18 protein-coding genes and 3 tRNA genes are annotated in these 21,488 nt (G+C 44.2%); 20 read left to right on the top strand and 1 reads right to left on the bottom strand.

All coding sequences use genetic code 11. The annotated features are described in order from the left end of the window. Positions 1-48: 48 nt before the first annotated feature. On the bottom strand, positions 49-1,239 hold the full coding sequence (locus tag EXU30_RS19800) for an amino acid aminotransferase (RefSeq protein ID WP_130603005.1): 1,191 nt from the start codon (positions 1,237-1,239) through the stop codon (positions 49-51). Between the two features lie 438 nt (positions 1,240-1,677). Here EXU30_RS19800 and aroA point away from each other — a divergent pair, with 438 nt between their 5' ends. The 20 genes from aroA to EXU30_RS19900 all read left to right on the top strand — a co-directional run bounded on the left by aroA (position 1,678) and on the right by EXU30_RS19900 (position 21,360). Continuing rightward, positions 1,678-2,958, top strand: coding sequence for a 3-phosphoshikimate 1-carboxyvinyltransferase (gene aroA, locus EXU30_RS19805; protein ID WP_130603007.1), 1,281 nt, complete (start codon positions 1,678-1,680; stop codon positions 2,956-2,958). A gap of 172 nt (positions 2,959-3,130) precedes the next feature. Then, on the top strand, positions 3,131-3,820 hold the full coding sequence (cmk, locus tag EXU30_RS19810) for a (d)CMP kinase (RefSeq protein WP_130603009.1): 690 nt from the start codon (positions 3,131-3,133) through the stop codon (positions 3,818-3,820). Positions 3,821-3,924: 104 nt separating this feature from the next. Beyond that, on the top strand, positions 3,925-5,592 hold the full coding sequence (gene rpsA, locus EXU30_RS19815) for a 30S ribosomal protein S1 (RefSeq protein WP_130603011.1): 1,668 nt from the start codon (positions 3,925-3,927) through the stop codon (positions 5,590-5,592). 78 nt (positions 5,593-5,670) lie between these two features. Continuing rightward, a complete protein-coding gene (ihfB, locus tag EXU30_RS19820; RefSeq protein WP_130603013.1) occupies positions 5,671-5,958 on the top strand; it encodes an integration host factor subunit beta in 288 nt (95 codons plus the stop codon). 123 nt (positions 5,959-6,081) lie between these two features. Continuing rightward, on the top strand, positions 6,082-6,366 hold the full coding sequence (locus tag EXU30_RS19825; RefSeq protein ID WP_130603015.1) for a LapA family protein: 285 nt from the start codon (positions 6,082-6,084) through the stop codon (positions 6,364-6,366). Between the two features lies 1 nt (position 6,367). After that, a complete protein-coding gene (gene lapB, locus EXU30_RS19830; RefSeq protein ID WP_130603017.1) occupies positions 6,368-7,528 on the top strand; it encodes a lipopolysaccharide assembly protein LapB in 1,161 nt (386 codons plus the stop codon). Positions 7,529-7,547: 19 nt separating this feature from the next. Next, positions 7,548-8,246 carry an orotidine-5'-phosphate decarboxylase gene (gene pyrF / locus EXU30_RS19835; protein WP_130603019.1) on the top strand — a complete coding sequence of 233 codons (699 nt, stop codon included), beginning with the start codon at positions 7,548-7,550 and terminating at the stop codon, positions 8,244-8,246. 33 nt (positions 8,247-8,279) lie between these two features. Beyond that, the gene (locus EXU30_RS19840; RefSeq protein WP_130603021.1) at positions 8,280-8,831 is read left to right on the top strand and encodes a DUF2058 domain-containing protein; all 552 of its coding nucleotides are present in this window, start codon (positions 8,280-8,282) and stop codon (positions 8,829-8,831) included. 507 nt (positions 8,832-9,338) lie between these two features. Continuing rightward, positions 9,339-9,414, top strand: a tRNA-Gly gene (locus tag EXU30_RS19845). Between the two features lie 2 nt (positions 9,415-9,416). Next, positions 9,417-9,490, top strand: a tRNA-Cys gene (locus tag EXU30_RS19850). A gap of 48 nt (positions 9,491-9,538) precedes the next feature. Further along, positions 9,539-9,624: transfer RNA gene (locus EXU30_RS19855), tRNA-Leu, on the top strand. Between the two features lie 270 nt (positions 9,625-9,894). Continuing rightward, positions 9,895-10,356 (top strand): GNAT family N-acetyltransferase, encoded by a 462-nt coding sequence (locus tag EXU30_RS19860; RefSeq protein WP_130603023.1) that lies wholly within the window; start codon positions 9,895-9,897, stop codon positions 10,354-10,356. A 233-nt stretch (positions 10,357-10,589) separates the two neighbouring features. Next, on the top strand, positions 10,590-11,141 hold the full coding sequence (locus EXU30_RS19865) for a sugar O-acetyltransferase (RefSeq protein WP_130603025.1): 552 nt from the start codon (positions 10,590-10,592) through the stop codon (positions 11,139-11,141). 280 nt (positions 11,142-11,421) lie between these two features. Next, positions 11,422-12,078 (top strand): GntR family transcriptional regulator, encoded by a 657-nt coding sequence (locus EXU30_RS19870; RefSeq protein WP_130603027.1) that lies wholly within the window; start codon positions 11,422-11,424, stop codon positions 12,076-12,078. 33 nt (positions 12,079-12,111) lie between these two features. Further along, entirely contained in the window at positions 12,112-12,990 is an 879-nt protein-coding gene (gene prpB / locus EXU30_RS19875; protein ID WP_130603029.1) for a methylisocitrate lyase, read from the top strand. A 97-nt stretch (positions 12,991-13,087) separates the two neighbouring features. Then, positions 13,088-14,212 carry a bifunctional 2-methylcitrate synthase/citrate synthase gene (gene prpC / locus EXU30_RS19880; protein ID WP_130603031.1) on the top strand — a complete coding sequence of 375 codons (1,125 nt, stop codon included), beginning with the start codon at positions 13,088-13,090 and terminating at the stop codon, positions 14,210-14,212. Positions 14,213-14,371: 159 nt separating this feature from the next. Next, positions 14,372-16,966 (top strand): Fe/S-dependent 2-methylisocitrate dehydratase AcnD, encoded by a 2,595-nt coding sequence (gene acnD, locus EXU30_RS19885; protein ID WP_130603033.1) that lies wholly within the window; start codon positions 14,372-14,374, stop codon positions 16,964-16,966. Positions 16,967-17,128: 162 nt separating this feature from the next. Beyond that, positions 17,129-18,322, top strand: a complete 1,194-nt coding sequence (gene prpF, locus EXU30_RS19890) for a 2-methylaconitate cis-trans isomerase PrpF (protein ID WP_130603035.1) — start codon at positions 17,129-17,131, stop codon at positions 18,320-18,322. A 153-nt stretch (positions 18,323-18,475) separates the two neighbouring features. Next, positions 18,476-19,108, top strand: coding sequence for a LysE family translocator (locus EXU30_RS19895; RefSeq protein WP_130603037.1), 633 nt, complete (start codon positions 18,476-18,478; stop codon positions 19,106-19,108). 185 nt (positions 19,109-19,293) lie between these two features. Continuing rightward, positions 19,294-21,360: a cation:proton antiporter domain-containing protein gene (locus EXU30_RS19900; protein ID WP_130603039.1), complete on the top strand. Its 2,067-nt coding sequence runs from the start codon at positions 19,294-19,296 to the stop codon at positions 21,358-21,360. Positions 21,361-21,488: the final 128 nt, after the last annotated feature.

A 21,488-nucleotide genomic window follows, 5' to 3' on the forward strand; every position in this document is an offset into this window, starting at 1 on the left:
CCATTTCGCTTTTTTATTAATTTATCTTGGTCCTTGTGCAAATTGGTATTAAAGCACAGCTTTGATTGATTTTGCTAAGTAGTCGACGTTAGCCTCGCTAATGCCTGCGATACTCATGCGGCTCGAGTCAACCATGTAAATACTGTGCTCTTGTTTAAGCTGTTCGACCTGCGCAGCATTAATACCTAGGAACGAGAACATACCTTTTTGTTTAGCAATGAAGCTAAAGTCACGGTCAACGCCATTTTCGATAAGCTTGTCGACTAGCATTTGACGATTGCCATTAATGCGATCGCGCATCACGGTTAATTCATCAATCAATTGTTGCTTAAGCGCTGGCGTACCTAAAATGGTTTCAACTAGCGCTGCACCATGTGCTGGCGGCATAGAATAAATGCAACGAATAACGTAAAGCAGTACAGAAAACGCGGTATTTGCTACAGCTGTGTTGCTCGCTACTAAGGTACAAGCGCCAATGCGCTCGCGGTATAAGCCAAAGTTTTTCGAGCATGACGAGCAGAGAATCATATTTTCAACGGCCTGCGCCATTTTTCGTACGCCATAAGCGTCTTCATCTATACCGTCACCAAAACCTTGGTACGCCATGTCTATTAGGGGAGTAAAGCCTTGTTGGGTTGCAATCGCGATGACTTCATCCCATTGAGCGTTTGTTAGATCCATACCGCTTGGGTTGTGACAGCAAGCATGGAGTAACACTACATCATCTTTACTGACTTGTTTAAGCGCGTTAGTCATTTGCTCAAACTTCAGTGTTTTGCTGTCATAGTCATAATATGGGTAAGTTTTAACGGTTAAACCTGCTGCCTCAAATAAACCTGTGTGGTTTGCCCACGTAGGATCTGATACCCAAATTGTAGCGTCTGGATTGCACTGTTTAATGAATTCGGCTGCTACGCGAAGAGCACCAGTACCCCCTGGCGTCGATACGGTGCGAACTCGGTCGGCTAGCAAGGCACTGTGGTCTGAGCCGAATGCTAACTGAGACATTAATTGGTTAAATTGCTCAGAGCCGGTAGGGCCGATATACACTTTCGTGGTTTCGCTATCTGTGCGCAGCTGCTCGGCGTTTTTTACACAATCCAAAATAGGAGTGTTGCCTTGTGGGTCTTTATATACGCCCACACCTAAGTCGATTTTTTGTGGGTGGTTATCGTTACGGTATTGGGTTAAAAGACCTAAAATCGGATCTGCGGGTAGGGCGGTAAGTGTGTTGAACATTCCTTTTACCTATATTTTATGGGGCTAATCGCTTCGCGCTGGCCCAATTTAACTAGTAGATTTAGGATAACTTGCTAGCTGCTGTTCATAAAGAGAATTTAGAGCAAACTCACAATTTTGACATTGGCGTTGATTTTTCACCTGGAAAGTATCTGTGACATAAGCTTGCCGAGCAAGGTGCAATTGCAAAACGTATGAAAATACTCGTTTAATTAAATTATTTTCAATTAGGCGTTAAAAGCGACTGTTTACGGTAAATAAAGGTTGCAAGATCGCCGTCGATCAGTAGTGTTATAAACACCTACCGTCTCCATGTTTGTCTGGCATAAATAATTTACAGACGTAATTTGATTAGTAATCCTATCGCATGTCGTCATTTGCCTTTTGGCACAGCAATTAAGCAAGTAGGCGACACCGACCCAGTTATAAAGAGAAGTCATGAAGCAGTTACGTTTAGACCCAATTAATAAGATAAATGGCGAAATCAACATTCCCGGCTCCAAGAGTATTTCTAACCGCGCACTATTATTGGCAACGTTAGCTCGCGGGCGTACAACATTAACTAACCTACTTGATTCAGATGACATCAGGCACATGCTGACATCGTTAAAGCAGCTTGGCGTGAATTATTCGTTGGAAAGTAATAATACGGTTTGTCACATCGATGGCAATGGCGGTGCATTGACTGCTACAGAAGCACAAACACTATTTTTGGGTAACGCGGGCACTGCAATGCGACCACTTTGCGCAGCTTTAACCCTTGGACAAGGTGAGTTCACCCTAACAGGTGAGCCACGTATGGAAGAGCGCCCAATTGGCGACTTAGTGGATGCGCTTCGTCAACTTGGCGCCGACGTGACTTACTTAAAAAATGATGGCTTTCCACCATTAACAATTAACGCAACAGGCCTAAATGGAGGCGAAGTATCTATTGCCGGTGATTTATCCAGTCAGTTCCTTACCGCGTTACTCATGGTCGCGCCGCTAACCCGTGAAACCGTTAATATCAATATTACGGGCGAGCTGGTATCTAAACCTTATATTGATATCACCATCAAATTAATGGCGCAGTTTGGTGTCAAGGTTATCAACCATAATTATCAGCGTTTTGAGATTAAATCTGGCCAGCAATATGTATCGCCAGGCACTGTGCTAGTTGAAGGTGATGCCTCGTCTGCATCGTACTTTTTAGCGGCGGGCGCCATTCAAGGCGGTGAAGTTAAAGTTACCGGTGTAGGTAAAAAGAGCATTCAAGGTGACGTAAAGTTTGCCGATGCCTTGGCGGCAATGGGCGCTGACATTGAGTGGGGCGATGATTATATTATTGCGCGCCGCTCAAGCCTAACCGCAATTGATATGGACATGAACCATATTCCTGATGCAGCGATGACTATTGCAACTGCGGCTTTGTTCGCCAAAGGCACGACGCGTATGACTAACATCTACAACTGGCGCATTAAAGAAACAGATCGTTTAGCTGCGATGGCGACAGAATTACGCAAAGTAGGTGCAATTGTTGATGAAGGGCATGACTACATTAGCGTCACGCCACCTGAGACAATTAACACTGCGGCGATTGACACATACAATGATCACCGTATGGCAATGTGTTTCTCGCTTATCGCATTTGCCGATTGTGGGATCACCATTAACGATCCAGATTGCACATCAAAAACCTTCCCTGATTACTTCACACAGTTTGCGCGTCTCGCAAAGTAGTTGATACAGATATAAAACAGTACGGTTTTCTTGTTGTTAGATAAGAAGACCGTACCGAATAAACTAAAAATATTCGCAGTATTTACCTCAGAATTGTTATACAATGCCGCCGCTAATTTCTGGTTAACCCTTTTTACTTTTCATGGAAGATGGTTACATTTCGGAGGAAAATATGTCTGAGCGAGCTCCAGTTATCACCGTTGATGGTCCAAGCGGTGCAGGGAAAGGGACGATTAGCCAATTACTGGCACAGCATTTAGGCTGGCATTTATTAGACAGCGGTGCCATTTATCGTGTGTTAGCACTAGCAGCTATTCATCATGATGTTGAACTAGAAAATGAAGAAGCCCTGACGCTTCTAGCTGCACATTTAGACGTGAAATTCGTATCTTCATCAGAAGGTGAAGGTAGCAAGGTGGTATTAGAGGGCGAAGATGTAACCAATGCAATTCGTACTCAAGAAGTATCTAACGCCGCTTCAAAAGTCGCTTCTTTACCTCGCGTGCGAGAAGCTTTATTACGACGCCAGCGTGCATTTAGTGCAGAGCCTGGTTTAGTCGCAGACGGTCGTGACATGGGCACAGTTGTGTTCCCAAAAGCACCGCTTAAATTATTCCTAACAGCCTCGGCTGAAGAGCGTGCCCAAAGACGCTTTAATCAGTTGCAGGACAAGGGCTTCGATGTTAAAATCGACCGCCTTTTAGCGGAAATTATTGAGCGTGATGAACGTGATATGAACCGCGCAGCTGCGCCTCTTGTGCCAGCTGATGATGCCATTACCATTGATACAACGGGTATTGGTATTGAAGGTGTGCTCGAGTTAGTACTCGAGCAAGTAAACAAATCTAAAATCGCTGAGTAGTTCTACTACTTGGCGATTGGTATTTGAATTAAGGACAATTCGAATAATATTACTCGACTCCACATCTAGGATGGATAGTGGTTTATTACATAAGTAACTTAAACATGACTGAATCTTTTGCTGATTTATTTGAACAATCTTTAAACGAACTTGAGTTCCGCCCTGGTTCTATCGTACGTGGTACTGTTGTTGCTATCGAAAACGGTATGGTACTAGTTGACGCTGGTCTTAAGTCTGAAAGCCCTATCTCTGCTGACGAATTCAAAAACGCTCAAGGCGTTCTTGAAATTCAAGTTGGCGACGAAGTAGACGTAGCTCTTGACTCTGTTGAAGATGGTTTTGGTGAAACTCAACTATCTCGCGAGAAAGCTAAGCGCCACGAAGCTTGGATTGTTCTAGAAAAAGCTTACGAAGATGCTGAAACTGTAATCGGTGTCATCAATGGTAAAGTTAAAGGTGGTTTCACTGTTGAATTAAACGGTATCCGTGCCTTCTTACCAGGTTCTCTAGTAGACGTTCGCCCAGTTCGCGACACTGCTCACCTAGAGTACAAAGAGTTAGAATTCAAAGTAATCAAACTTGACCAGAAGCGTAACAACGTTGTTGTTTCTCGTCGTGCTGTTATCGAATCAGAAAGCAGTGCAGAGCGTGATGCTCTTCTTGAAAACCTTCAAGAAGGTCAAGCAGTTAAAGGTATCGTTAAGAACCTTACTGACTACGGTGCATTCGTAGACCTAGGTGGCGTTGACGGTCTTCTACATATCACTGATATGGCTTGGAAGCGCGTTAAGCACCCATCTGAAATCGTAAACGTTGGTGACGAAATCAACGTTAAAGTTCTTAAGTACGATCGTGAGCGCACTCGTGTTTCACTAGGTCTTAAGCAACTAGGCGAAGATCCATGGTTAGAAATCAGCAAGCGCTACCCAGAAAACACTAAGTTAACTGGTCGCGTTACTAACCTAACTGACTACGGTTGTTTCGTTGAAATCGAAGAAGGCGTTGAAGGTCTTGTTCACGTTTCTGAAATGGATTGGACTAACAAGAACATCCACCCATCTAAGGTTGTTAACCTAGGTGACGAAGTAGAAGTTCTAGTTCTAGACATCGATGAAGAACGTCGTCGTATCTCTCTAGGTCTTAAGCAATGTAAGACTAACCCATGGGATGACTTCGCTTCTAAGTTCAACAAGGGCGACAAAGTTTCAGGTAAGATCAAGTCTATCACTGACTTCGGTATCTTCATCGGTCTTGACGGCGGCATCGACGGTCTTGTTCACCTCTCTGACATTTCTTGGAACGGTACTGGCGAAGACGCTGTATCTGAGTACAAGAAAGGTGACGAAATCCACGCAGTTGTTCTTTCAGTTGACCCAGAGCGTGAGCGTATCTCTCTAGGCGTTAAGCAAACTGAAGACGATCCATTCAACGCTTACTTAGCAGATAAGAAGAAAGGTACTATAGTAAATGGTACAGTTTCTGCAGTTGACGCTAAAGGTGTTACTGTTGAGCTTGCTGAAACTGTAGAAGGTTACATCCGTGTAGCTGACATTTCTGCTGAGCGCATCGAAGATGCTTCTACTGAATTCTCAGTAGGCGACGCAGTTGAAGCTAAGTTCATGGGTGTTGATCGTAAGAACCGTTCTATCAGCCTGTCTATCCGCGCGAAAGACGAAGCTGAGCAGAAGGAAGCGATCGCTTCACTGAACAAGCAAGAAGATGCTTCAATCGGCAACGCAATGGCTGAAGCATTCAAAGCAGCTCGCAAGTAATCACGTTCGTCTGTTGTATAGGGAGTTCGCTCCCTATTAGGCGACTGAGTTTTGGCTTGATAATAGGGGATAGCTAGGATGACAAAATCTGAACTTATCGAAAAACTCGCCACCAGGCAGTCGCAACTGTCGGCGAAAGAAGTGGAAAATGCCATTAAAGAGATGTTGGAGCAAATGGCAACAACATTAGAAGGCGGAGATCGCATTGAAATCCGTGGTTTTGGTAGTTTCTCACTTCACTATCGTGCGCCGCGTACAGGCCGTAACCCAAAAACTGGTACTTCAGTTGAGTTGGAAGGTAAGTACGTACCACACTTTAAGCCGGGTAAAGAACTACGTGAACGTGTAGATGCAGTTAACCATTAATTAGCATCTGTCTAAAAAAGCCTCCGATTGGAGGCTTTTTTGTATCTAACGCTAAGCAACGCTAGTCACAGGCCGCAAATTCTTGGATAATCAGGATATTGGCCCACATGCAAGGAGCAGATAGTGAGATCATTTTTTGCCATCGTAATTGTTGGATTGTGTTTTGTATTAGCATTGATTTTTGGCGCGAGAAACGAGCAAGTCGTCACTATTAGTTATTTTGTTGCCGAGGGTGAATATCGATTACCTATCGTATTAGCCGTTGTATTCTTTTTAGGGTTCATCATTAGTTGGCTATTTGCATCCTTCTATTTAGTGCGCCTCAAATTAACATTAAGAAGTAAGCAGAAACAAATCGAAAAACTACAACTAGACAACGAACGAATGTTAGAGGAAAAGTCAGCCTAATATGCTGGAGCTGCTGTTTCTACTCTTACCCATTGCTGCCGGTTATGGCTGGTATATGGGACGACGAAGTATTCGTTTGAGTCAAAGCCACAAATCTAAAAAGCTTAGTCGAGATTATTTTACTGGGCTAAATTTCCTGTTGTCGAACGAGTCTGACAAAGCGGTCGATCTGTTTATTAGCATGCTCGACGTTGATGATGAAACGATTGACACCCATTTATCGCTAGGCTCGCTATTTCGTAAACGCGGCGAAGTCGACCGCGCAATTCGTATTCATCAAAACTTAATTGCTCGCCCAAGTTTAACAACCGAGCAGCGTGACATTGCCATGATGGAGTTAGGCAAAGATTACCTTGCGGCAGGCTTTTATGATCGCGCCGAAGAAATTTTTGCCAATTTGGTGAGCCAAGAAGAACACAGTGAAGAAGCGGAAACCCATTTAATTTCCATTTATCAAATCACTAAAGAGTGGCAAAAGGCGATAAATACCACCAAGCGCTTGCCACGAAAGCGTCAGCAAACCCTTAAGCAAACTACCGCACATTTTTATTGTCAGCTTGCTGATGAGTCTACCGAGCACGGTGAAAAACTTAAACTGTTTATTCAAGCGATCAAGCTTGATGATAAGTGTGGCCGAGCTTGGCTGTCGCTTGCTGGTATTTACTTTGATAACCATCAACACGCCGAAAGCGTACGCGCACTCAACAGCTTAATAGAGGCCGATGCCGAGTTATTTGTTGATGCAATCAGTATTGCTAAGTCTTTGCTGATGGAGAAAGGTGATAAGCAAGGCTACGAAACCATGCTGAATTCAGCCATGGAAGCTGGTGCAGGTGCTAGCGTGATAGTGGCGTTGGCCGAGTTTAAAATCAACCAAGGATTATTGAACCAAGCCGAATCACTCATGTTAGAAAACCTTTATAGACATCCGACAATGCGTGGTTTTCAACAGTTAATGAAATTACACATACAACAAGCTGAAGATGGTGCGGCTAAAGAAAGTTTGACCATGTTATCTCAACTTGTTGAGCAACAGATTAAGTTCCGTCCGAGTTTCCGCTGTAATTCATGTGGCTTTCCGTCACACGGCTTATATTGGCATTGTCCATCTTGTAAAGAGTGGGGCAGTATCAAGCGGGTTAAAGGCTTAGACGGTGAGTAAGTAACAAAAGAGGTTTCCTATGTCGAATAAATCCATTGTAGTCGCCCTAGACTATGATAACCAAGATGAAGCACTGGCACTTATTGATCAGTTAGACCCGAAAATGTGCCGCCTGAAAATTGGCAAGGAAATGTTTACTCTGTTTGGTCCTGAGTTTGTAAAACAGATCCACAGCCGTGGCTTTGATCTATTCTTAGACCTTAAATTTCATGACATTCCAAACACGGTAGCTAAAGCTGTTAAAGCCGCTGCTGAATTAGGCGTGTGGATGACTAATGTTCATGCAAGTGGCGGCTTAGCAATGATGCAAGCAGCTAAAAAGGCATTAGAGCCGTACGGCGAAAAAGCACCAATCCTGATTGCTGTAACTGTGCTGACTTCAATGTCTGACGACGATTTGAAACTATTAGGTATCGATGTACCAGCTAATGAGCACGTCATGCGTTTAGCTAAGCTGACTCAAGAAGCTGGTTTAGACGGTGTTGTGTGCTCGGCGCAAGAAGCCTGCACACTTAAGCAAACGCTAGGTGAAGATTTCCAATTAGTCACGCCAGGCATTCGCCCTGTCGGCGCTGACGTTGGCGATCAACACCGGGTGATGACACCTGAAAAAGCCATTGCCGCTGGCTCTGATTATTTGGTTATCGGCCGACCAATTACTAAGGCAGACGACCCATTAGCGGCGTTAACGGCGATTTATAACTCGCTACAAGCTTAAGTGTTAATTTTAGATGCAATGTGTAGGTGAACCATGGCAAATGCATTACAAGATCAGTTATTAAAAGCTGGTTTAGCAAGTAAACAGAAAGTGCGCGATGTGAAAACGCAAAAGCGTCGCAATCGTAAAGCAAAAGTTGATGACGGTAGCGCTGAGTTAAAAGCGCAAATTGCCCAGCAAAAAGCTGCGCAAGCAGAAAAAGATAAAGCGTTAAATGAAGAGCGTTTTGCCAAGGCATCAGAAAAAGGCCTGGTACGAGGCTTGATCACAGAGTTCACTCGCCGTGCAGTTGCTATTCCTACTGATGCTGAGGTTAAGTTTAACTTCACTTTAGATAGTAAGATCCACAGCTTATATATCGATGAAGCAATTCAAAAGCAATTACTTAACGGTACTCTAGGTATCGTTAGACATGAAGATAAAAGCTACCTTGTGCCGCATAAGCTTGCTGAGCGCGTTAATCTGCTTGTCCCAGAATGGTGTGGTTACTTATGGCAAGCTGAAGACAATAGCGCAACAGAGCAGGTTAGTGATGAAGAAGATCCGTATGCAGGCTATGAAATTCCAGACGATTTAATGTGGTAAGTACCTAATCTCGCTTTACCATTCATTGCCGATAGCAGTTGAAGCTTGGCACTGAATATTCAACTCGGTTTTGCGTTAAAAACACAAATGCCATTTCATTTTTTAATGAAGTGGCATTTTTTGTGTTTGGTTCTAGATAACTTAGATAAGAGCATCAACTAAATAGCATTAAGCAATAGAGCTGTTGTTGATGTAGGCATGTTTACACGTAGGCTGTTTACAAGTGGATAAATGAGTTGATAATTTATGCTGCTTTCGCTGATTAATAACTCAGTTTGATCGCAATTGCAGCAAGCAGTCATAATTATGTCATTTATTTGGATTTGTTGATTGACACTTTAACTCAAATCCGTAGAATTCATCTCACTCAAGCGGCACTGGTGATTAGCTAGCAAGTTTGAAGTGAAAGAAGCGACATTAGCTCAGTTGTTAGGTGGAAAGTTGAAACCTTTTCAAGGTGAGTTTTGAAGCTACCAACTCTAGTCAAGAGAGTATAAATATTTGATTGCGACATTAGCTCAGTTGGTAGAGCGAAACCTTGCCAAGGTTTAGGTCATCGGTTCGAACCCGATATGTCGCTCCAAAGGCGCGATGGCAGAATGGCTATGCTGCGGATTGCAAATCCGTCGATCTCGGTTCGACTCCGGGTCGCGCCTCCACAATATTGTGTTTAATGGATGTATTTACATCGGTTAAAACAACACTTTGCCCGAGTGGTGGAATCGGTAGACACAAGGGATTTAAAATCCCTCGCTGAATAAGCGTGCCAGTTCAAGTCTGGCCTCGGGTACCATTATTAACTCTGTTAAGAGTGGTGTATCAAAGCCTCAACGAAAGTTGGGGTTTTTTTGCGTTATACCTACAGTAAAATTTTGGTGAATTTAAAATCCCACGTGCTCTTGTTGAAAAGAAGGAGTGCCACTTTAGTTATTTAAGATTAGCCTTGACTAAGTAATCACAGCAATGTCGCACGATTTAAGGCTAGGATTTACTATAAACCCGTAATTGGTTTAGATTCTGATCCTGTGCTTCACGCCATTGTAAACTTGGTAATAAGGTTGATATGAAAGTTATATTGCTAGCAGATGACCCCGGCAGTGCTCCTGCGGTTGCTCAATGGTACTTTGACGAGTGGTGCAGGGAGTCTGGGCGTTACTCGTTAGAGCAGGTGAGACAAAAGGTCGATGCTGCGGCTAGTCGTGATAAATTGCCAATGTTAATGCTAGCAAAAGACCTACATCAATTACTGGGCGCTGCTGAACTAAAAACCTACGAAATGGAGCGGTATCCAGAGTACCAGTATTGGCTTGGTGGCGTGTATGTTAGTGAACATGCAAGAGGGCAAGGTGTGGCGTCTAGCTTAGTTCATGAAGCTATCAAGCGTGCAAGGCTCGCTGGGATGAAACACTTGTACTTGCAAACCGAAGACTTATCAGGTGGTTTGTATGCTAAGTTTGGTTTTAAAAAAGTGCATCAGATAGTGGATAAAGGCGATGACGTTATCGTTATGAAATTAGACATTTAAATGCTTTATCTATGTGGTGGAGCAGCCTGGCCGGCCAGGTATTTACTGAAGCTATTTTAAGTAGCTCAGTTGCCCATAAATTTACCTTTCTCACATTATCCTTATAAATATCAATTTACTATACTAGCTCTATTAGTACATATATAAATATGTTAACGTTCGCGCCTCTACAATTGGCTAGCTAAATCATGCTTGCGCCGTGTCGAAGTAGATAACAATAACAAGATAACAAAATGACTGAATACGAAAAAATGAAGCAGGGCTACGATTTCGATGCCGGCGATAAGGAAATCTGCCAAGTGCGCGCTAATGCACTGACCTTAACGACAAAAATCAATCATTGTGGCGATAGCGAGGTTGTCCAGCAACTAGCAAAGGATTTGCTCGGTCAAATCGGTAATAATTCATTTATCACAGCGCCGTTTAAATGTGAATTTGGTAAGAATATCATTATCGGCAGCAATAGCTTTATCAATATGGGTTGCACTATTTTGGATGGTGCTGAAGTCCGTATTGGCGACAATGTGCTTATTGCTCCTTCTGTTCAGTTATATAGCGCATCGCACTCCTTAGATTATAAAGCGCGCCGTGGGTGGAAGACATTCTGTAAACCAATCGTTATTGAGGACGATGTGTGGATCGGCGGTAACGTGGTGATTAACCAAGGCGTGACGATCGGGGCACGAAGTGTCGTCGCTGCTAGCTCGGTCGTTAATCAGGATGTACCAGCAGATACTGTTGTTGGCGGCGTACCAGCAAAAGTGATTAAAAAATTAAATCAATAAATTCTTCTTCAATTCCTCATCATTATATTAACCCCGTATTATCTTCATCAATTTGTCGCTAGCTGTACCTTTAAACTCTAGCCGGGGCTAGCGCCTTTATGCTACTCATCGTTCAGATAAACTCGTTAGACGTGCAAATATGTCGACAATCGTAGGTCTTAGTTATCAGTTTAAACTTCAGGTTACTAAGTTTTGTCGACAATTTACGCAAATTAATGTTGATCTATGTCTCAAAATTGCTATATTGTCGACAATGATTTGATTAACAACTTGGTAACCCATGTCGCCTTCGCAAGCAAAACCGATTACTTCTGCTGATAAAACCTTCATTTCATTAAGAAATGATATTGTTGAAGGTGTTATTTCAGCAGGAAGTAAACTAAGTGAGCCTGAATTGTCGACAAAGTATCAGGTTAGCCGAGCGGTTATTCGTGAAGCCATTAATCGATTAGAGACTTGCCGTCTAGTTGAGCGTAAAGCCAATGTTGGTGCACGCGTGGTATCACTATCACTCGATGGCTTGTTAGAGCTTTATCAAGTTCGCGAGTCGCTTGAAGGTATGGCGGCACGCCTAGCGGCGCAGAACATGACAGATCAAGAAGTAAGCGATCTTAACGCTTTGCTTAATCACCATTTTGATCGCGTTAAAGACGGCACTAGCTACTATCAAGAAGCGGGCGATGTCGACTTTCATTACCGCATTATTCTAGGCAGCAACAATCAACACCTTATCTCTTTGCTCATTGATGGTATTTATCATCTGGTTCGCATGTATCGGGTTCAGCTTGGTATGGCTGGACCAAGGGTAAGTACTGCGTTTGATGAGCATAAACATATCGTTCAAGCAATTAGTAACCGTGACGCTGAATTAGCCGAAATGCTAATGCGCCGTCACATCATGTATTCAAGAAATAATATCGAAAACAAGCTCAAGTAAATTGAGTCTGTCTCATTTTTAAAGGGAGTCACTATGAGCGCAGGAAAGAAATTTCGCCAAGCACTTGTTGATAATAAGCCACTACAAATTGTCGGCACGATCAACGCTTACACGGCAATGATGGCAAAGCAAATTGGTCACCAGGCTATTTATCTGTCTGGAGGCGGCGTCGCTAACGCATCTTATGGCTTACCTGATCTAGGTATGACCTCACTTAACGATGTCATCGTAGACGTGCAACGTATCACTTCAGCTTGTGACTTACCGTTAATGGTCGATATCGACACTGGTTGGGGCGGCGCGTTTAACATCGCAAAAACTATTCGTGATATGGAAAAAGCCGGCGCAGCAGCTGTGCATATGGAAGATCAGGTTGCACAAAAGCGTTGTGGTCATCGCCCAAATAAAGAAATCGTTTCAACTGAAGAGATGGTTGACCGTATTAAAGCTGCCGTTGATGCGCGTACTGACCCAGACTTTTTCATCATGGCGCGTACAGACTCCTTTGCACAAGAAGGTTTAGAAGCGGCAATTGAGCGTGCTAAAGCTTATGTTGCTGCAGGTGCTGACGGTATCTTTGCTGAAGCGGTTAAAACTGAAGAACATTACCGCGCATTTGCTGACGCCCTTGATGTGCCAATTTTGGCCAACATTACTGAGTTTGGCCAAACCGAGCTTTGGAATAAAGAGCAACTTGGCGAGTGGGGCGCCGCTATGGTGCTTTATCCGTTAAGTGCCTTTAGAGCAATGAATAAAGCCGCCGAAATGGTTTATACCTCGATTTTAGAAAATGGCGATCAAAAAGCGGTAGTCGATAGCATGCAAACGCGCATGGAACTTTACGATTACCTTGGTTACCACGCTTACGAGCAAAAGTTAGATCAGCTTTTTGCTGAAGGAAAAAACAAGTAAATCAAACTTCAACCGCCCAGATGTTAGCTGATGCTAGTTGCAATTGCTGAGTTATCGTTTGGGCCTGACAACACTTTAAAATAATAGGAACGCAGTCATGGTAGATAAAAAATTAGGTGGTGCAGGTTTACGTGGTCAAAGTGCAGGTGAAACTGCTTTATGTACGGTAGGTAAATCAGGTTCTGGTTTGACTTATTGTGGTTATGACGTATCAGATCTTGCTGATAACGCAACATTCGAAGAAGTCGCTTACCTGCTATTTAATGGTGAGCTGCCAACAAGCGAGCAGCTAGATGCTTATAAAACTGAATTGCACGCTATGCGTGACTTACCGCAAGCACTAAAAGAAGTGCTGCAACGCATTCCTGCTGATGCACACCCAATGGATGTGATGCGTACAGGTTGCTCTTTCTTAGGTAATTTAGAACCAGAGAACGACTTTAGCGAGCAAAACAAAGCAGCTAACCGTTTATTAGCCGCATTCCCGGCAATCATGGTGTACTGGTACAAGTATTCACATGAGGGTATTGAAATTGATTGTGTGACTGACGAAGACTCTATTGGCGGTCACTTCCTTAAACTGCTGCGCGGCGAAACGCCATCTGAACAGCACCGTAAGGTGATGGACGTGTCATTAATTCTTTATGCTGAGCATGAGTTTAATGCATCAACCTTTACCGCTCGCGTATGTGCTTCAACACTGTCAGATATGTTCTCATGTATCACTGGCGCGATTGGTTCTCTTCGCGGCCCATTACATGGCGGCGCAAACGAAGCGGCTATGGACATGATCCAAAAATTCAAATCTCCAGCAGATGCCAAAGAGCAAATGGCTGGCATGCTTGAGCGCAAAGAGAAAATCATGGGCTTTGGCCATGCGATTTATCGTGAGTCAGATCCGCGTAACGTGATTATTAAGGCTTGGTCTGAAAAGCTCGCGCAAGAATTTGGTGACACCTCGCTATACGACATCTCTGTTGCTTGTGAAGAATACATGTGGGACACCAAAAAACTATTCTGTAACGCAGACTTCTTCCATGCTTCGGCGTATCACTTCATGGGAATTCCAACTAAGTTGTTCACGCCAATTTTCGTGTGTTCTCGCCTAACAGGTTGGGCGGCTCACGTGATGGAGCAACGTGCCAATAACCGTATTATCCGCCCAAGTGCAGATTACACCGGTAGCGAGCCACGTAAAGTTGTGCCAATTGCTGAGCGTTAATTTACATATTTGCAGTAATTAACAATGAAAGTGCTCAAGTAACCATAATCACTGAGCACTTTCAAAGCACATAGCAGTATGCACTTAACCTGCGCTTTGGTTTTGTATCACAACAACAAATAAGCCAAGTTGAGCTGCATTGCAGTATAGAGAACGCCTATGAATACCCAATATCGTAAGACACTAGCCGGCAGTGGGCTAGATTACTTTGATACCCGTGAAGCTGTTGAAGCCATCGCTCCAGGCAGCTACAAAACCTTACCCTACACATCACGCGTACTAGCGGAAAACCTAGTCCGTCGCTGCTCACCAGAAACCCTAACTGATAGCCTTAAACAGCTAATTGAACGCAAACGTGACCTTGATTTCCCGTGGTATCCAGCGCGAGTAGTTTGTCATGACATTCTTGGTCAAACTGCTCTAGTTGATTTAGCTGGTCTACGTGATGCGATTGCAGAAAAGGGCGGTGACCCAGCTAAAGTTAACCCGGTTGTGCCAACTCAGCTGATTGTTGACCACTCATTAGCCGTGGAGCACGCTGGTTTTGAAAAAGACGCGTTCGAGAAGAACCGCGCTATTGAAGATAGACGTAATGAAGATCGTTTCCACTTCATTAACTGGACTAAAACTGCGTTTAAGAATATTGATGTCATTCAGCCGGGTAACGGCATTATGCATCAGATTAACTTAGAGAAGATGTCGCCGGTCATTCAAGCCCGCGATGGTGTAGCATTTCCTGACACCTTAGTTGGCACAGACAGTCACACACCACATGTTGATGCGTTAGGTGTTATCGCTATCGGTGTTGGTGGGCTAGAGGCTGAAAGTGTGATGCTTGGCCGCCCATCGTACATGCGTCTGCCAGATATTGTTGGTGTCGAGCTAGTTGGTAAACGTCAGCCTGGCATTACCGCAACGGATATCGTTTTAGCAATCACTGAGTTTTTACGTCAAGAGCGTGTTGTATCTACCTACCTTGAGTTCTTCGGCGAGGGCGCTGCTGATTTAACCCTTGGCGATCGCGCAACCATTTCAAACATGACGCCTGAGTTCGGCGCTACTGCTGCTATGTTCTATATCGATGATAAAACCATTGATTACCTGCGTATTACTGGCCGTGATGACAAGCAAATCAAGCTAGTCGAGCAATACGCTAAACAAACTGGGCTTTGGGCTGATGATTTAACCGAAGTTGAATACGAGCGCGTACTTAAGTTCGACCTATCAACAGTGGTACGTAACATCGCGGGTCCTTCTAATCCGCATCGCCGCGTTGCGACAAGCGATTTAGCCGAGCAGGGGATCTCTGTATCGAACGAGCCAGCGGCTAAAGATGGCGAAATGCCAGATGGCGCATGTATTATTGCTGCTATTACTAGCTGTACCAATACCTCAAATCCACGCAACGTGATTGCCGCAGGTCTAGTGGCACGTAATGCTAATAAGCTAGGACTTACGCGTAAGCCTTGGGTGAAAACGTCACTCGCTCCAGGCTCAAAAGCAGTACAGCTTTATCTTGAGGAAGCAGGGTTATTGCCACACCTTGAAGCATTGGGCTTTGGCATTGTGGCGTTTGCCTGTACTACCTGTAACGGTATGAGCGGCGCATTAGATCCTAAGATCCAACAAGAAGTGATTGATCGCGACTTATACGCCACTGCAGTATTGTCAGGTAACCGTAACTTTGATGGTCGTATCCATCCTTATGCTAAGCAAGCGTTCCTAGCATCACCGCCACTTGTTGTCGCTTATGCTATTGCGGGTACAGTTCGATTTGATATCGAAAAAGACAGCTTAGGTAAAGACGCGCAAGGTAATGATATTACCCTTAAAGATCTGTGGCCGACAGATGAAGAGATTGATGCAGTCATCGCCCAAAGCGTTAAGCCTGAGCAATTTAAGAAAGTCTATGAGCCAATGTTCGACCTTAAAGTGGAATACGGTGATGAAACTAATCCGCAATATGATTGGCGCCCTCAAAGCACCTATATTCGCCGCCCGCCTTACTGGGAAGGCGCGTTAGCGGGTGAGCGTACCATGAAAGGTATGCGCCCATTAGCCGTGCTTGGTGACAACATCACGACCGATCACTTATCGCCATCCAACGCGATTTTGTTAGACAGCGCAGCGGGTGCTTATCTGCACAAAATGGGCTTACCTGAAGAAGACTTCAACTCGTATGCGACTCACCGCGGCGATCACTTAACTGCTCAGCGTGCAACATTTGCCAACCCTAAACTGTTCAACGAAATGGTTAAGGAAAATGGTGAAGTTAAGCAAGGCTCATTAGCGCGTATTGAGCCAGAAGGCACAGTGACACGCATGTGGGAAGCGATTGAAACTTACATGGACCGTAAACAGCCGCTTATCATTATTGCCGGTAAGGATTATGGTCAAGGCTCATCACGTGACTGGGCTGCAAAAGGTGTACGCCTTGCGGGTGTTGAAGTGATTGTTGCCGAAGGGTTTGAGCGCATTCACCGCACCAACCTGGTTGGTATGGGCGTACTGCCGCTTGAGTTTACCGGTGGCGATACCCGTCATACTTATCAGATTGATGGCACTGAGACATTTGATGTCATTGGTGAGCGTAAACCGGGTGCACAATTGACGCTTATTGTCAGTAAATCAAACGGCGATCAAATTAATATTCCGGTCAAATGTCGTCTAGATACCGCTGAAGAAGTGAGTGTGTACGAAGCTGGCGGCGTATTACAACGCTTTGCCCAAGACTTTTTAGCGCAAAACGCATAAGTCATTTAAGTCTATATAAGCTTAAGTCTATAGAAGCTAGCTCGAACAATACACGGGCTAGCTTGCTATAGCTTTCAAGCGACAGGTTGTTCTGGCAGCTTTATTTGCTAAAGCTTGGCTGCTAGAAATTAGCAAATTTTCTCTGCAAAACAAGGGGCAATAATGTCTGTAACAACACAGTCTTTTAAACCTCAGTTAAAAATTCCAGCAACTTACATGCGCGGTGGAACCAGTAAAGGGGTGTTCTTTAACCTTGCTGATCTGCCACTTGACGCCCAAGTTGCTGGCCGCGCACGTGATAACCTATTACTTCGCGTTATTGGTAGTCCCGACCCTTATGCAAAACATACTGACGGTATGGGCGGCGCAACGTCGAGCACAAGTAAGACAGTAATTTTGTCAAAAAGTACAGTGGCAGATCACGATGTTGACTATCTATTTGGTCAAGTTGCTATTGATAAACCCGCGATTGATTGGAGCGGTAACTGTGGCAACTTAACCGCAGCTGTTGGCGCCTTTGCCATTAGCCAAGGTTTAGTGGATGCTTCACGTATTCCAAATGATGGTATTGCTGTCGTGCGTATTTGGCAGGCAAATATCAGTAAAACCATTATCGCCCATGTGCCTATCGTCAATGGCGAGGTGCAAGAGACAGGCGACTTCATGCTTGATGGTGTGACATTTCCTGCCGCTGAAGTAAAGGTTGAGTTTGTTGACCCTGCAGATGGTGACGGAGCGCTGTTCCCAACAGGTAACTTGGTTGATGACTTAAATGTCCCCGGCGTGGGCACGTTTAAAGCGACCATGATTAATGCAGGTATTCCGACCATCTTTGTCAATGCTGATGAGATAGGCTACAGCGGTACTGAGCTGCAAGAAGCAATAAACAATGATGAAGCAGCTCTTACGCGGTTTGAAACCATTCGCAGCTACGGTGCGTTGCAAATGGGGCTCATTACCGATCTTGAGCAAGCCAAGACGCGTCAACATACGCCTAAAATTGCTTTTGTATCTCCAGCTAAGCGCTATTTAAGTTCAAGTGACTCTGACGTTGATGCACAGAGTATTGATTTATGTGTCCGCGCGTTATCTATGGGTAAACTGCATCACGCTATGATGGGTACTGCGGCGGTTGCCATCGGCACTGCAGCGGTTATCCCTGGCACCTTAGTTAACCTCGCTGCTGGTGGTGATGTTCAAGGCGAAGTTGTGTTTGGTCATCCTTCTGGCACGCTTAAAGTTGGCGCAGTTGCGACTAATGACACCGGTAATTGGCAAGTCAACAAAGTCAGTATGAGCCGCAGCGCAAGGGTACTGATGGAAGGAAACGTACGTGTGCCACAAGAGCACATTTAGTTTTAAAAAGCAGCGTACCCCGCTGCTTTTTTATTACTCAAATTTGATATCAAAAAATTTGATAGTTAATGGATGGTGAAAGATTTTATTTGGGATTAATTGCAATTCTATAGCATTTTAGGTATCAAATAATCCGTTTTAAGGAGTAGTAAGTTGCAGGAGCAAGTAATTTTATTGATCTCTACTACAGCATTGCTTTTGGGCTCACCGGGCCCAGTACCGATAAGTCTTGCTATTAACGGTATGTGTTTTGGCGTGCGAGCAAGTTTAGGTTATCTGTTTGGTATTTTGACTGGGTTAGTTTGGGTGATGCTATCTACCAGCATTGGCTTGGCCTTGGTAATTGAAACTATGCCGACCATTAGTCTTACCCTGCAGTATTTGGCATTTGCCTACCTCATGTATGTGGCGTACAAAATAGCTAAGGCGCCATTACCAATGCCAAAAGAACAGCTTACTAGCAAGCAGCAAACAGGGGATCCGCATCCTGGATTTCTTGACGGGTTTACTTTGAATCTGATTAATCCTAAAGCCTACGCAGCTATGTTAGCCATTTTCTCAAGTGTGAGTTTGTCGTTGGAATCTCAGGTAACGAGCATGACTTACACAGCGACCATCTGTTTATTGGTTGCTATTGTTGTTGACAGTGCATGGTTGGTGCTTGGCGGTTTAGCCAAGCCTTGGTTTAGTCGTGTGGTCGTTGATTCGCCTGAGCGCGCAATGCGCATTAAACAGTTATTCGCATTCAGTTTAGTGCTAGTTGTGGTTTATAGCGTGGTGATCTAGCTATTTCAACTTGCAGCGAACACTTTGATTTTAATGTTAACTTAGTGTTGCAATAACAGTCGTTTAGCCTATTATCCCAATTAAGTTAGTGTTTCATTTGTCATCAAACTGTCATTGATATCAGTAAGGCTGGATTGCGTGAATTTACACTTAGCATCAAGGCCATACATTATAGGGAAGATTTTATGGTAGAGCATATTACTGGGATGCTAGCGCTGATCGGTGTGTTGTCGCTTGTTTGTCAGTGGGTTGGTTGGAAGCTAAGGCTCCCTGCAATCTTACCTTTGTTGTTGTGCGGCTTACTGCTTGGCCCTGGTCTCGATGTTCTCCAGCCTGATGAATTATTCGGCGATTTATTATTCCCGATCATCTCATTAGGTGTTGCCGTTATCCTGTTTGAAGGGGCGTTAACCCTTAACTTTAAAGAAATTAATGAGCATGGACGTATGGTCAGCCATCTTGTATCGGTTGGCGCTCTCATTACCTGGGCGTGTATCGCGCCAGCAGCTCACTATATCCTTGGATTTGATTGGTCGATCGCTTGCCTGTTCGGCGCTTTAGTGGTGGTTACAGGTCCGACTGTAATTGTTCCTATGCTGAGAACTGTGCAGCCAAGCGCAAAACTGTCTAGCATTTTGCGTTGGGAAGGCATAGTTATTGACCCAATAGGCGCACTGCTTGCGGTTTTAGTCTACGAGTATATTGCGGTAACAGCAGATCCTACTACCCATGTATTGTATGCGCTTGGCCTGACCTTATTGATTGGTCTAGGTGGCGGAGCGCTCTCTGGTTATCTTGTAGGTGTTGCGCTGCGCCGTAATCTATTTCCGCATTATTTAAAAAACACCGCTGTGTTAACCATTATGTTGGGGATATTTGTTGGCTCAAATCTATTGCAGGAAGAAGCTGGACTGTTAACTGTCACGGTCATGGGAATTTGGCTTGCCAATATGCGCGGCGTTGATATTGCCGATATTCTCGAGTTTAAAGAAACTCTCACCGTATTGCTTATCTCGGCTTTATTTATCTTGCTTGCAGCTAGGTTGGATTCTAATGCCATGCTAGATCTGGGCTGGGGTGGCATACTGGTTTTACTGGTAGTGATGTTTATTGCCAGACCTTTGAGCATTTGGGTTTCCGGTATCGGCACAAACTTGACCAGCCAAGATAAATGGTTTTTGAGTTGGGTCGCCCCTAGAGGTATCGTTGCTGCAGCCATTTCGTCGTTATTTGCGATTAAGCTTGAGGCACTTGGTTTTAGCAGTGCAAGCTCAATTGTGCCGTTAGTATTTATGATCATCATAGGTACAGTGGTAATACAGAGCTTAACTGCGGGCACTTGGGCAAAAATACTAGGTGTTAAACAAGGTTCTGCTCAAGGGTTGTTGATTTTTGGCGCCTCTAAATTTTCAAGAGAGCTAGCCAAGCTACTTACTTCAAAGAATGTCCCCGTTATCCTGGCTGATAACAACTGGGACAGCATACGCCAGGCACGCATGGATAATATTCCGGTCTACTTCGGCAATCCAGCATCTGAACATGCAGAGACCTATATGGATTTGAGCGGCATAGGCAGGGTATTGGTGATGTCGCCATACAGACAGCTAAATCCGTTGGTTACGTTTCATTTTCAAGATGTACTTGGTGATGACAAGGTCTACGGGCTAAATAATTCAGATGCTGCCAGTGCACGCCATCAGTTGTCTGAGTCTTATCTGCAACGTTTATGCTTGTTTGGTGAGAATGTGTCCTATGCAAAAATTGCCAGCATTATGGCAAAAGGTGGGCAACTTAAAGTCACCAATATTACCGACAACTTTAGCTTTGATGACTTTTTAAAGCGTTATGGTGATACCGCGATCCCGCTGTTGTATTTGACTAAAGAGGGTAAGGTTAAAGTGATCTCCGGGAGCAAGTTGCAAGAATATCCAGTTGGGATTGAGTTGATTTGCCTGCTTCCTGTAGAAGCTCAACAACAAGCTGAAATACAACGAGCCATTGACGAAGAAAAGCTGCGTCTTGCAAAAATTGAGGCTGAGCAACAAGCCAAGATAGCTGCAAAACAGAGAGAGCTACAACTAGCTGAAGAAAAGCTGCAGCGTAAGCAGCAAGAGTTAAATGATTTTGAAGCGCAGCAACAACAAGAAATGCTAGAAGAAGAGCGCAATGAACTGATCCATAATGAAGGGCAAGATAAACAGACTGAGCTTGCTAACACCAAACTTTCCGTTAAGGGTGACGAAGGAAATTAGCGAGTAAGCATCAAATTAAAATAATTAAGTAACTAGAGCAGGCAGAATAAAAAACGCCCAGCATCAGCTGGGCGTTTTGGTGTTTTATATACGACATCAATATCAATCGATACTAAACGTTACCCGTA

Source organism: Shewanella maritima, assembly GCF_004295345.1.
GTDB classification, from domain to species: domain Bacteria; phylum Pseudomonadota; class Gammaproteobacteria; order Enterobacterales; family Shewanellaceae; genus Shewanella; species Shewanella maritima.